Genomic DNA, 11,674 nt, shown 5'->3' on the forward strand with positions numbered 1-11,674 from the left:
CGGACAAGGACGTGCGGGCCGACCCTCCGTCCCCGGCGTTCGGGCCTTGGGCGTCGACTACACGGCGACGAGGCGCACTCTGTCGCCGCAGAGCTTCGTCATGTCGTCGATGTCCGAGGTGAGCATGACCACCGGGCGGCGCTGCCGCAGCGCCATCTCGGCCACGGCGGCGTCGATGGCGTATTTGTGACCATGAAGCCCAACATTGATCAGCATGGCTGAGGCGGCCTTTGCCTCCTCGTCGCCGATGTGCACGATCCGCACGCCGGACAGGACCCAGGCGAGCCTCGCCTTGTCGGTCCGGCGATGCACCGCTTCGATGATGGTCAGTGCGCTGATGACCACCTCCATGCCCCGCTTGCGGGCTTCGGCGACGAGGGCGACGACGTGCTCGTGATCACTGACGAACTTCGACAGGCCCTCGCAGTCGAGAACGAGGGTGCCTTCGTGACTCAGCTTGCGGCGGGCCACTGCCCCGCCTCGGCGAACACCTCGTCGAAGACCTGGCGTGCCCGCTCCTGCTCGTGCTCGGAGATCGGCCCCTGACGGCGTTCATAGTCGGCCAGGTACTCATCCAGGATCTGACCGCGCAGCTCGCGCTCCACCGCTTCGGTGATGAACGCGGAGAACTCACGCTTGCCGACCCGTCGGCGGATCGCCTCCGCCGTCCCCTCGGGGAGGGAGAGGCTGACCCTGGTGGCCGGCCCTTCGCCGACGTTGTAAGGAATCTCGCCCATAGGATCGACATTATCAAACAAGTAGGAATCCGGCGGCGGTGTGCAGACGCTCGGCTGGGGTTTCCCTGCCGAGCTACGGGAGGTGATGGCCCTCAACGAGCAAGTCTCCGAGGACAAGCTCGTCGAAGGCCGGTTTCGCGAACACGAACTCGCTGACACGGTCCAGAACGTTCCCGGCATCGGCGCCGTCCTGGGCGCGGAGTTCCTCGCGGCCGTTGGCAGCGACCAGGAGGAGTTCGCCTCGCTGGACGCCCTGACGGCCTTCCCCTGCGGCGCTCCCGCGTCCCGGGACTCGTGTCACGGCCTCGGGTCGACTCCGGCCTCGCCGGAAAGATTCCATGTCGAGGCCAGCCAGGTCAGGTCGGCTTCGGCCTGGCGGCGGGTCGCCCGCTCGCTCGAGAACAGCTCCTCGGTCTTCGTCAGCACCAGCGTGTACGGGCGCCCTTGCCGCCTGGTCTGATGGTCTGATGGTCTACGGGCAGCTCGGCCGTGTCGATCCTGCTGTGCACGTGCCGCCGCCCGTCCTTCGCCAGCGGCCACTCCAGCGTCCGCCGCGACCGGGTGCCGAGAAACGCCCCCAGGGTGCCGCACGGCTCGCAGCCGCACCGGGTCCACGCCACCGACCAGTCATCCGGGGCGCGCGGCGCCCGTCGCACGAGCGTGCCGAGCCTGTCCCCGCACTCCCGTGCCACCGCTCCGAGCCCCGCCGCCCGGGTCGCCCTCCGTCTGTTCCCGCGCCGCGTGGCGCAGCATCGGCAGCAGGCACTCCAAGACCGTGTCCCGGCAGGAACGCAACGCTGCCGTGATCCGACCGCGCAGCTTCGTGTCGGCCGCTTCCAGGATGCGCAGCAGCGGCAGGCTCAGCCGCTCCAGCCGCACGCGGCGGATCTCGGCCGGCCCGGTTTCGGTCCACAGCCGCAGCTCACCGTCAGGGGGATAACCCCCCACTGAGGACGCCGGGGCACCGCAGTGCACAGATACCTGTGCACGGACGACTGTGTGGGTATGCCACAGGGACCCGGCGCAAGTGAACCGCCAGAGGCGCGATGCGCCCCCTTAGTCGTGCTTCGGCACCTGTCCCTGCACGACCCGGCCACCTCGGCAACGCTCGCCCGGGCCCTGGGACTGAACACCGGGTCGACCAGCTACCACCTGCGGGAGCCGGCCAGGTACGGCTCCGCCGAGGAGACGGACGGGACGGCGACCGGGCATCGGGCGCGCTGGTGGCGGGCGGCTCCCGGCGACCGTCGCTTCCTGCCGCGCAGCCGTCAGCGTCCCGAGATACGGCATGTGACGGATGAGCTGAACCACCATGCGTACGCCGCCGACCTGGAACTCTTCCAGCGGGTCCAGCGGGTCCAGCCGGTCCAGCCGGTCCAGCCGGTCCAGCCGGTCCAGCGGGAGGCGGACGACGGTCCCTGGGCGGACGCGTTCCCCTGCTCGCGCGGCAGCGTCCGGCTCACGCTCCCCGAACTCAAGGGGTTCCTCGAGGAGTACATCGCCCTCCTCCACCGCTACAAGCGGCCCGCGTCCGAGTCCCCGCCCGGCGCGCGCACCCTGCTCACCCTGCTCACCCGGTTCCTCGCCTTCCCCGCCCCGGCACCGACGGGTGACGGCAGCTCCGGAGCCGGTCGGAAGCACGCCCCCGCACACGACAGAAAAGAGGCCGATCCCTCATGATGCTGCGCTACGCCCTGAAGACCGTCCGCGCGCGCAAGGCGGGCTTCCTCGGTGCCTTCGTCGCCCTGATGTGCGCGGCCGCCCTGATCACCGCGTGCGGCACGCTCCTCGAGACGGGGCTGCGCGGCACCATCCGGACCGAGCGCTATGCCGCGGCCCCGGTTGTGGTCTCCGCCGACCAGAACGTCCACCAGACCACCGTCAAACGGAAGAAGGGCAAGACCAAGGTCAAGCACAAGGCCAAACCCATCGCCGAGCGCGCCTGGCTCTCGGCCGAGATCAAACGCACCCTGGCCGACACGCCCGGTGTCGCCCGCGTCATCCCCGAACTGACCTTCATGGCCGAGCCGTTGACAGCGACCGGCACCGGCGGCCGGACCGCCCACGGGCACGCCTGGGAGTCCGCCGCGCTGACGCCCTACCGGCTCACCGCCGGCACCGCCCCCACGGCCGCCACCGATGTCGTCGTCGACCGCTACCTCGCCGAGCGCGCCCGTCTCGAACCCGGTGACCGCCTGACCGTCCAGTCGACCAAGGCCCCGCGCTCCTACCGCGTCTCCGGTATCGCCGCACCCGACACGCCCGTGCGCCATCAGACGGCCCTCTTCTTCTCCACCGCCGAGGCCCGTCGTCTTGCCGCCCGCCCCGGGCAGGTCACCGCGTTCGGTGTGATCGCGGACGCGGGCACCGATCCTGGCCGGCTGCGGCACGCCGTGGCCGAAGCGCTGCGCGGCACCGGTGCCCGGGTCAGCTCCGGGGACGCCCGTGGTCCGGTGGAGTTCCTGGACGCCGCTGCGGCGCGCACCAAGCTGGTCAGCATGGGCGGCGCGATGGGTGGCACCTCACTGCTCGTGGCGGTCCTCGTGGTCGTCGGCACCTTCGCGCTCTCCGTCCAGCAACGCCACCGCGAACTCGCCCTGCTCCGCGCCGTCGCCGCCACCTCCGGGCAGGTCCGCAGGCTCCTCGGGCGGGAGGCCCTGATCGTCGGAGCGGCCGCGGGCACGGCCGGGGCCCTGGTGGGGCTTCCCCTGGGTGGTTGGCTGCACGGCAGGTTCGTCACCCTGGGCGCCGTACCCGCCACGCTGCACCACACCGTCGGCGTCTTCCCGCCGCTCGCCGCCGTCGCCGTGACCCTGTTCGGTGCGTGGGCCGCCGCGCGGATCGCCTCGCGGCGGGTCGCCCGGATCCGCCCCGCCGAGGCGCTCGCCGAGGCCCGGGCCGAGCGCACCCGGCCCGCCTGGGGCCGTCTCCTCGCCGGTCTGCCGGTGCTCGCCGGTGGCGCCGTCCTCGTAGCCCTGCTCAGCATCCTGCGCACCGAGCCCGCCTCGACACCCGTGACGTTCCTCGCCGTCGTCGTCCTGTCCACCTCCGTCGCCCTGCTCGGGCCGTTCCTGGTCAAAGCAGCCGCCGTTCTCCTCACCGGCCCGCTGCGCCTGACCGGCCCCGGTGGCAGGCTCGCCACCGCCAACCTCCGCGGCAACGCCGCCCGCATGGCCTCCGTCGTCACCCCTCTCACTCTGCTCATCGGCATGACCTGCACGGTGCTGTTCGTGCAGCCCACCCTCGGCGACGCGGCCCGCGCCCAGACCCGTGAGGGCATCCGCGCCGACTGGGTGGTCGCCTCCCGGGGACCCGGTGTCCCGTCCGAGGCGGCACGACGGCTGCGTACGGAGAACACCGCCGTCACCGAAGTGGTCCGTACGACCGTCCGGGTCGGCCTCGACAAGTACGCGGCCCAGGGCGTCACCCCCGCCGGCCTCGCCCGCACCTGGGACCCGGACGTCACCGCCGGGTCCCTCCGCAGGCTCACCGCGCACACCGTCGCCGTCAGCGAACTGGCCGCGGACCGGCTCCACCTGCAACCCGGAAGCACCCTGAATCTCACGCTCGGTGACGGCACGCCCGCCACGCTCGCCGTCGCCGCCGTCTACACCAAGGGTCTCGGCTTCGGAGACCTCACCTTCACGCATGACCTGCTCGCACGCCACGTCGACAACCCGCTCTCCTCCTCACTCCTCGTCAGCACGGACCGTACACAGACACAACTCGTGACTACGCTGCGTGAGTTCCCGGGGCTTGAGGTTCTCTCCCCGACCGCCGCCGACTCGCTCCAGGCGCAGCGCCGGCAGACCAACACCGAGGTCAACTTCCTCGCCATGGGGCTCGTGCTGGCCTTCACTGCCATCGCCGTGGTCAACACACTCGCCATGTCGGTCTCCGAGCGTGTCCGGGAGTTCGCACTGCTGCGTCTGGCGGGGGCGACCCGCCGTCAGGTGCTGCGCATGCTGCGCACCGAGGCCCTGTCCGTCCTCCTCCTCGCCACCGCTCTCGGCAGCGCCATCGCCCTGGCCGTCCTGAGCTCGTTCAGCATCGGCATGACGGGCCGAGCGACACCTGCCGTCACACCGCTCACGTACGTCACGGTGGTTGCCGGAGCCGGACTCCTCGCGCTCGTCGCGACCGCCCTGCCCGGACGCGTGGCACTGCGGATTCGGGCGGTGACGGTGGCGACAGCCAAGGAGTGAGGAACGCCGCTCGGAGCGCCGGGCCAAGCCGCGACGGTCCCACCGGGCAGGCACCAGGAGGCCGAACGGTCGCCGTTCCGGTTGCCTTCACGCCCGTCCGGCACCGCCCACCACCCTGCCACCGCCCGGCCAGCGCCCTGCCTCGAATCTCGTATCTCCGCAGCCGCCCGAACAGGCGAAACGAGGAGCCGAGCCGCGATCGCGGCTCGGCTCCTCGCCGTGCGCCGTACGCCGTGCGCCGTGCGGTCGGAGTTCGTTGTGTTCTGCGGGGCGGGCCGGCGGTTCAGTGGGGCGGGGGCCAGTCGGGGAAATCCGGGGCGGGGGGTGGGTGGGCTGTGGTGAGGCGGCGGTAGGCGGCGCGGGCCTGGAAGAGCCGGGCCAGGGTCGTGCCGGTGAGGGCCGCGGTGAGCAGGCAGGTCAGCCAGAAGGTGTCGCGGGGGTTGGTCCAGGTCAGGACCCCGGCGGGTGGGATGGCGAAGCCGTTGAGGAAGAGCCAGCACAGGGCGGCCGTGCCGGGGGCCGCGGTGAAGCGGGCGTGGAGGCCGAGCAGGGCGGAGAGCAGGGACAGCGCGGCCAGGGCCAGGCCGGGGCGGTCCGTGCCGACCAGGGCGTTGAGGAGGGCCACCAGTGCCATCGCCCCGCCGAAGGCCGTGGCCCACACCAACGGGGTGGCCACGGGTTGGGGGACCGGGCGTGGGCCCGTCCCCAGGGAGACCCACTGGATCACGGGCGGACTCCAGGGGGTGTGGGTGCGCCGGTGACGGCGGGCGAGCGTGCTGCCGCTGCGTCGAGGGTGTGTTCGTCGGGTGCGGCGTCTTCCTGGACGCGGCTCGTGGGCACACCCGCTGGGATCATGCTCATGCTTCCTTTCGGTCCTCCCCCGATGCCGGGTCGACGCCGGTCCGGACGGTGAAGGGGGATTGTTCCATCGGGGCCCGACCGTGCCTCCGGCGGGCGGTTTACGGGGTCTCGTTAGGGTGGCACCGACGGTTGTCCGATGAAATATCCGAATCAGACAGGGAGCCGACAGTGGGCGCTCCGCGCCTGGGCAATACGCCGTTGCCAGAGATCGGTGTCCGCTACGACCTCACGACCAAGGAACAGCGGCGCGTATCGGTGGTCGCTCATCGAGACGGTGCGCGGACCTTGAACGCCTACCGGCGCGACGATCCGGACGCGTGTGCGTTGTCGATGCGGCTGACGGCGGGGGAGGCCGGACCACGACAGGGGCGTCCATCGTGGCCGTACTGCGGCGGGCCGAGGCGGTTCCGTCGCCGACGCCGGACTTCCGGCTGGCCGGCGGCGACACACTGATCGTGATCGGCACCCGGGAGGGTGTGGAGCCGGCCGCGGTGACCCTCGGGCGGGAGTGAGCACCGCACATGTACATCTCAGCGGCTTCTGCCCTCGCTCCTCAATCCCTCCATTGGTCCGCCCAGCAGTCCGTCCATCAGTCTGGTGCCGGCCTATACACCTGGGGGCCGGTCCCGCCCGGTCCCGCCCGGCCACATCTGCATCGACTGGGACGGTGCCCTGGCCGCCTACAGGCCTACGCCCCGACACGGGGTCGACGGTGCGGTTCGCGTCGCGGCGTTTTCCGTCATGGCAGCCCAGCCGTCCTCGGTGGCCATGACGGCGCGCTGGGCACGGCGGCGGACTGGGTCATTGGGCCGTACCGGCCAACAGCCAGCGGCGTACGGGGACTTCGAGCAGTACGCGCTGCTCGCCCGGCCGGTGGGGAGCGGTGACGTCCCAGGCGTACTTCGCGGCGAACGCCTCCGTGACGTCCGCCGGGAAAGCGGACGCGCCGGGGCGCACCACCGCCTCTCCCTCCGCCACGACCGGGAACCGGCCGTCCTCCAGGGCCAGGGACACCCGCGCGTACCTTCTGACGTTCCGGACCTTGACCGACCCGCCGTCCGCGCCGATCCACCAACTGTCCCGCAGGAACACGAACCACACCGGCGTCACATGCGGAGACCCGTCCGGCCGCACGGTACAGAGCCAGACGTGCTTCTCCCCGGCCAGCCGATCGCGGATGGCGGGGTCGAGAGGGGCGGCGCTCCGCCGCGCCGCATCGGGGCGGCAGACGGTGGGGCGCAGCGCGTCGGGCTGGGCGGGTGAGCGTAGTACGTCGGGCTGGGTAGGCGGGCGTAGTGCATCGGGCCGGGCGGCGGCCGAGTCGCCGTCGCCCCAAGTCGGGTCGCCGTCAGCCCAGGCCCGGCCGCCGTCGGCCCCAGCCCGGTCGCCGTCAGCCCCGGCACCACCGACCGGGGTCGAGGAAGCACCCATCAGCGCCTCTCACCCCCACTCGCGCCCCCGCGCACACCCTCGCCCCCGCCCTCATCGAAGCTGGCAAAGTACGCCGCGGCCATGTCCTCGTCGGCGTGGCCCTGGGCGGCGGCGCGCGACAGGCGGTCGGCGCCGGCGGCAGCCACGTCGAGGCGTACGCCGTGCAGCCGGCCGGCCTCGACGATGAGGCGGGCGTCCTTCGCGGCGGTGGCGACGGCGAAGGAGGCCGGGGAGAGCCGGCCGTCGAGGATGAGGGCGGCCTTCGCGCGCAGATAGCCCATGTCGAGCGGGCCGCCCTCGATGATCTCCAAGAATGCCTGCGGGTCCACGTCGAGGGCCTTGGACAGGGCGAGGACCTCGCCGACCGCGTTGGTGGTGGCCAGCACCCAACTGTTGGCGACGAGTTTGAGCCGGGTGGCGGTGCCCGCCGCGCCGTCCTCGCCGGTCCAGACCGTACGCGCGCCAACGGCGTCGAAGACGGGCGTCGCCGTCGCCCGCCCCTCGGCCGGGCCGGCGGCCAGCACCGTCAACTGCCCGGCCTCCGCGGGCTGGCGGGTGCCGAGCACCGGAGCGTCGTAGAACACCAGTCCGTTCTCACCGGCCAGCGCGGCCAGCTCGGCAACGGCCTCCAGCCCGGCCGTGGTGGACTGGACCCAGACCGTCCCCCGGCTCAGCCCGGGCGCCGCCTGACGCATCACATCCAGGACGGCGGCCCCGTCGTACAGCATGGTCAGCACCACATCGGCGCCCCGCACGGCCTCGGCGGGGCTCCCGGCGATCTCCGCCCCGTCGGCGGCCAGGGGCTCGGCCTTCTTCCGGGTACGGTTCCACGCCCGTACGGAGTGACTTGCGCGGACGAGGCTGCGGGCCATCGCGGCACCCATGATGCCGGTCCCCAGGACGCTTACGGTGAGCTTGTCGGTCATGACGTCAACTTCCTGCCGCGTACAGACCGTTGCAGTTTCGCAGCCCGGGGAGGGCACGGGGGCGGTACGACACCGGGCGCGGGCCGCCACAGACCCGACAGGTACCACCGACACGGTGTTCTTCCGGGAGCAGAAGCTGGAGCAGGCCGGTATGCCGCGTTGCCGCCGCGCTGCTACGGCGAGCCGATCCTGCTGCGTTGGCGCGCTGCTCGGGCGAGCCGATCCTGCTGCGTTGGCGAGAATCGGGCAGGGCACGACCGGAGCGAGTGACCGGGACACCACCGCGCCGGTGATCAGGTCGGCCGAGCATCGACGCCTGCCCGGAGCGATCAGCCGCACGGCCGCAGCCCAACTCACGTAGCGGGCGCCCCGATTCCGGGTAACCGGCCCCCATGGGTGAGCTACTCGTCGGAACCTGCTCCTGGACGGACCGCGCGCTGCTGGCCAGCGGCTGGTACCCGCGCGGCCACCGCGACCCCGAGCCCCGGCTCCGCTACTACGCCGAGCGCTTCCCGGTCGTCGAGGTGGACTCCAGCTACTACGCCCTGCCCAGCCGCCGCAACAGCCTCCTCTGGGCCGAGCGCACACCGCCCGGATTCCGTTTCGACGTCAAGGCGTTCTCCCTGCTCACCGGCCACCCGACCCGCCCGACCGCCCTGCCCGAGGATCTGCGGGGGGACCTACGGGAGGGCCTACGGGAGGGCCTACGGGCGAACGGGCGTGACCGGGACCCGGAGTTACTGGACCGGGTGTGGGAGCGGTTCGCCGACGCCGTCGAGCCCCTGCGGACAGCCGGCCGACTGGGCGCGGTGCTCTTCCAGTTCCCGCCGTGGTTCGCACCGGGAGAGTCGGGCGGCCAGGGGCGTCGGGCGGAGCGGACGCTGGAGGAGTGCGCGCGGCGTACGGCCGGCTGGCCCGTCTCGGTCGAGTTCCGGCACCCCGCGTGGTGGCGGGGCGCACAGGCCGACCGGACCACGGAGTTGCTCGCCCGGCTCGGTCTGATCGCGGTAGGGGTCGACATGGCGCGGGACCTGGACTCCTCCCTGCCGCCCCTCGCGCCCGTCACCTCCCCGGAGCTGGCCGTCGTACGGTTCCACGGGCGCAGCCCGGCGTGGGGCACCGGCAGCAAGGAGGACCGTTTCCGTTACACCTACTCCGAGGCCGAACTCGCCGAGTGGGCGCCCCGGCTGCGGTCGGCTGCCGAACAGGTCGACGAAGTGCACGTCCTCTTCAACAACTGCTGCGCCGACGCGGCCGTACGGGCGGCGGAGACGATGCGCCGAATACTCGCTAGCTCACCCGTACCGACCTCTCCACCGTGACCTGGTCGATCTCCGTCGTACGGACCGTTAGCTTCATCGTCCACTTGCCCGGCAGGGGGAGTTGGAGGGTGTCGGTGGCCCAGTAGCCGCCGCGGTCGGTGAGTTTGGCGTCGATGGGGCCGATCTTCTGGGCCTTGAGGGTGAAGGTGAGACGCAGTTCGGGGACGGTGGCGATGCCGTCGTCGGGGCCGAAGACCACGGCCTGTACGGAGTTCTTGCCCACGCGGCCCGGCCCGAGGTCGATCTGGACCTTGCCGTGACCATTCGGGGTGCCGACGTCGAAGGGGACCGTCGTGGAGGAGGCCGTGACCTCACCGGCCGCTCCGGCCGCCCCCTCCTTCGCGATCTCCGCCGCCGCCCGGCCCGGCAGGGTTCCCGTGAGCACGGTGGTGATCACCAGTACGACGACCGCGACGGTGAACTCCGCGAGCACGGACCGCCGAAGCCCCTGTCGCCGTAGATCGGCGGGGGGGTCCTCGTCGTCGGTGCGGCCCGTGTCACCGGAGGGGGTCTCGGTGGCTCCGCCCGGTGCGTTCTCCTCACCCCGGGCGTCCTCAGTGCCCTCCGCGCCCGACGTACCCTCCGCGCCTGCCTTGTCGGTCTCGCTCTCCACGTCCGCGACGCGCCCCACGGCCCCCACCCGCTCGGGAACCCGCGCCGCCACGGTCGCGGTCGCAACGGTCCGCTCGGTGACCTCCGACGCCTCGGCCCTCTCCGCCGGAACCGCCCCCAACCGTCCCGTCCAGCGCCGCGAGAACGCCGCCGCCACCAGCAGGAGCAGCACCGCGACCAGCTTGGCGACGAGGACCTCCCCGTATGTCGTGGTGGTGAAGGCGGACCAGGAACCGAGGCCGCGCCAGGACTGGTAGACGCCGGTGACTACGAGGACGATCACCGAGGCGAAGGCGAGCCGGGAGAAACGGCCCACCACGGCGGCCGACAGGGTCCTCGGCGCCCGGTACAACACGGTGAGCAGGGCGGTGAGTCCGCCCAGCCACACCGCCATGGCGAGCAGGTGCAGCACGGAGGACGTCATCGCGACCGGCACCTGGATACCGGCGGAGGCGTGTTCGGCCGCCGCCCAGGTACCGGCGAGGCCGACGGAGAGCAGGGCCCCGCAGACCAGCGCGCCCTTCCCCCACACCTCCTGCCGCCGCACCCGTGCGAGGAGGAACCCGCCCGCCGCGAGCAGCGCCAGCCGGGCCAGCAGCGCGAGCCCCGGCCGGCTCTCCATCGTGTTCCGCAGCACGGACGGATCGAGGGTGGCCCCGAGGCCGCTGCCCCGCTCGTACGGCCCGCGCAGCAGCAGCAGAACCACCGAGGCGAGCAGCAGGGCCAGCCAGCCGGCCAGGAGCAGCTTGCGCAGCACTCCGCTCGGCGCCCCGAGCACGACCGCCAGGAAGAAGGCCACGCCGATGAGGAGCGCGAGGGCGCCGTACGCGAAGTAGCGGGTGATGTCGTAGAGGGAAGCGGTGAGCGGGTCCTCGGCGAGGTCGGCGGGGAGGCCGGCGGAGATCGCGGAGGGTTCACCGATCGAGAAGATCAGGGCACCCGAGATGGGGTGACTGTCGGCCGAGACCACACGCCAGGCGATGGTGTACGTGCCGTCGCCGAGACCGGCGGGGAGGGTGACGCGAGCCGTGTCGGAACGGCCGCCCGCGCGCCCCGGCTCACCGGTCTCGACCGCCCGGTTCTCCGGGTCGACGACGCGGATGGAGTCGTCCAGGAGGCTCACGGACTCGGTGAAACGGAGGGTGATGTCCCGGGGAGCGGCGTCGAGAACGCTGCCGTCGACGGGATCACTCCCTTTGAGCGCGGCGTGCGCGGACGCGGTGCCTGTCCCGCCGAGGAGGAACAGGAGCAGCAGGGTTCCCAGCACCACCAGCCGCTGAACCCCTCGTCCCGGGCTACCGACCGGGCGCCCGCGTCCACCGGTGGCTCCGCCGGTCTTGCCCGTCCTACCGGTACTGCCGGTCCCGCCGATCCGGCCGGGACTGCCGGTCCGACCGGTCCCGCTGATCCCTCCGGTCTTGCCCGTGCTGCCGATCCCGCCCGTCCTGCCGGTTTCGCCAGTTCCACCGGCTCCGGCGTGGCGCCTCGCGCCGCTGTCCGTGCCGCGTATGCCGCGCCTGCCGTCCCCGCCCTGGTCGCTGTCGCTGTCCCTGACTAGGGCCCTGTACCTGCCTCGGTCC

The 11,674-nt window shown here is 72.4% G+C and carries 12 protein-coding genes and 1 pseudogene; 5 read left to right on the forward strand and 8 right to left on the reverse strand.

Annotation, left to right across the window (positions count from 1 at the left end):
- Positions 1 to 57: 57 nt before the first annotated feature.
- Together ACFY9I_RS08230 and ACFY9I_RS08235 are read right to left on the reverse strand one after the other, a co-directional pair.
- Positions 58 to 471 carry a DNA-binding protein gene (locus tag ACFY9I_RS08230; protein WP_390998275.1) on the reverse strand — a complete coding sequence of 138 codons (414 nt, stop codon included), beginning with the start codon at positions 469 to 471 and terminating at the stop codon, positions 58 to 60.
- The gene (locus ACFY9I_RS08235; RefSeq protein WP_390998278.1) at positions 453 to 737 is read right to left on the reverse strand and encodes a hypothetical protein; all 285 of its coding nucleotides are present in this window, start codon (positions 735 to 737) and stop codon (positions 453 to 455) included. Before ACFY9I_RS08235 ends, ACFY9I_RS08230 begins: the two co-directional genes overlap by 19 nt.
- Before the next feature lie 40 nt (positions 738 to 777).
- Here ACFY9I_RS08235 and ACFY9I_RS08240 point away from each other — a divergent pair, with 40 nt between their 5' ends.
- Positions 778 to 1,197: a hypothetical protein gene (locus tag ACFY9I_RS08240; RefSeq protein ID WP_390998280.1), complete on the forward strand. Its 420-nt coding sequence runs from the start codon at positions 778 to 780 to the stop codon at positions 1,195 to 1,197.
- A gap of 167 nt (positions 1,198 to 1,364) precedes the next feature.
- On the opposite strand, the gene ACFY9I_RS08245 is transcribed toward ACFY9I_RS08240, so the two are convergent.
- Positions 1,365 to 1,685, reverse strand: coding sequence for a hypothetical protein (locus tag ACFY9I_RS08245; protein WP_390998283.1), 321 nt, complete (start codon positions 1,683 to 1,685; stop codon positions 1,365 to 1,367).
- A gap of 114 nt (positions 1,686 to 1,799) precedes the next feature.
- Between ACFY9I_RS08245 and ACFY9I_RS08250 the strand changes: the two genes are divergently transcribed.
- On the forward strand, positions 1,800 to 2,417 hold the full coding sequence (locus tag ACFY9I_RS08250; protein WP_390998285.1) for an ArsR family transcriptional regulator: 618 nt from the start codon (positions 1,800 to 1,802) through the stop codon (positions 2,415 to 2,417).
- Entirely contained in the window at positions 2,414 to 4,942 is a 2,529-nt protein-coding gene (locus ACFY9I_RS08255) for an FtsX-like permease family protein (protein WP_390998288.1), read from the forward strand. The genes ACFY9I_RS08250 and ACFY9I_RS08255 overlap by 4 nt, the downstream gene beginning before the upstream one ends.
- A gap of 283 nt (positions 4,943 to 5,225) precedes the next feature.
- Here ACFY9I_RS08255 and ACFY9I_RS08260 read toward each other — a convergent pair whose 3' ends face one another.
- Both ACFY9I_RS08260 and ACFY9I_RS08265 read right to left on the reverse strand, forming a co-directional pair.
- Positions 5,226 to 5,669 carry a hypothetical protein gene (locus ACFY9I_RS08260; RefSeq protein WP_390998290.1) on the reverse strand — a complete coding sequence of 148 codons (444 nt, stop codon included), beginning with the start codon at positions 5,667 to 5,669 and terminating at the stop codon, positions 5,226 to 5,228.
- Positions 5,666 to 5,803: a hypothetical protein gene (locus tag ACFY9I_RS08265; protein WP_390998293.1), complete on the reverse strand. Its 138-nt coding sequence runs from the start codon at positions 5,801 to 5,803 to the stop codon at positions 5,666 to 5,668. The genes ACFY9I_RS08260 and ACFY9I_RS08265 overlap by 4 nt, the downstream gene beginning before the upstream one ends.
- A 183-nt stretch (positions 5,804 to 5,986) precedes the next feature.
- Between ACFY9I_RS08265 and ACFY9I_RS08270 the strand changes: the two are divergent.
- A pseudogene (locus ACFY9I_RS08270) lies at positions 5,987 to 6,315 on the forward strand (cation:proton antiporter regulatory subunit).
- A gap of 289 nt (positions 6,316 to 6,604) precedes the next feature.
- Here ACFY9I_RS08270 and ACFY9I_RS08275 read toward each other — a convergent pair.
- Both ACFY9I_RS08275 and ACFY9I_RS08280 read right to left on the reverse strand, forming a co-directional pair.
- On the reverse strand, positions 6,605 to 7,234 hold the full coding sequence (locus ACFY9I_RS08275; protein WP_390998296.1) for a pyridoxamine 5'-phosphate oxidase family protein: 630 nt from the start codon (positions 7,232 to 7,234) through the stop codon (positions 6,605 to 6,607).
- Positions 7,234 to 8,160, reverse strand: coding sequence for an NAD(P)-binding domain-containing protein (locus tag ACFY9I_RS08280; protein ID WP_390998299.1), 927 nt, complete (start codon positions 8,158 to 8,160; stop codon positions 7,234 to 7,236). Before ACFY9I_RS08280 ends, ACFY9I_RS08275 begins: the two co-directional genes overlap by 1 nt.
- Positions 8,161 to 8,552: 392 nt before the next feature.
- On the opposite strand from ACFY9I_RS08280, the gene ACFY9I_RS08285 reads away from it, so the two are divergent.
- On the forward strand, positions 8,553 to 9,482 hold the full coding sequence (locus ACFY9I_RS08285) for a DUF72 domain-containing protein (RefSeq protein ID WP_390998301.1): 930 nt from the start codon (positions 8,553 to 8,555) through the stop codon (positions 9,480 to 9,482).
- Here the strand turns inward: ACFY9I_RS08285 and ACFY9I_RS08290 are convergent.
- Positions 9,451 to 11,364: a copper resistance protein CopC gene (locus ACFY9I_RS08290; protein ID WP_390998304.1), complete on the reverse strand. Its 1,914-nt coding sequence runs from the start codon at positions 11,362 to 11,364 to the stop codon at positions 9,451 to 9,453. The two genes, ACFY9I_RS08285 and ACFY9I_RS08290, sit on opposite strands and share 32 nt — an antisense overlap.
- Positions 11,365 to 11,674 lie beyond the last annotated feature (310 nt).

Source organism: Streptomyces sp. NPDC012510 (assembly GCF_042955065.1).
Classification (GTDB): Bacteria; Actinomycetota; Actinomycetes; order Streptomycetales; family Streptomycetaceae; genus Streptomyces.

Coding starts and splice junctions, on each gene's coding strand:
- ACFY9I_RS08235 (WP_390998278.1), bottom strand. CDS start 737: ATGGGCGAGATTCCTTACAACGTCGGCGAAGGGCCGGCCACCAGGGTC.
- ACFY9I_RS08255 (WP_390998288.1), top strand. CDS start 2,414: ATGATGCTGCGCTACGCCCTGAAGACCGTCCGCGCGCGCAAGGCGGGC.
- ACFY9I_RS08265 (WP_390998293.1), bottom strand. CDS start 5,803: ATGAGCATGATCCCAGCGGGTGTGCCCACGAGCCGCGTCCAGGAAGAC.
- ACFY9I_RS08275 (WP_390998296.1), bottom strand. CDS start 7,234: ATGGGTGCTTCCTCGACCCCGGTCGGTGGTGCCGGGGCTGACGGCGAC.
- ACFY9I_RS08280 (WP_390998299.1), bottom strand. CDS start 8,160: ATGACCGACAAGCTCACCGTAAGCGTCCTGGGGACCGGCATCATGGGT.
- ACFY9I_RS08285 (WP_390998301.1), top strand. CDS start 8,553: ATGGGTGAGCTACTCGTCGGAACCTGCTCCTGGACGGACCGCGCGCTG.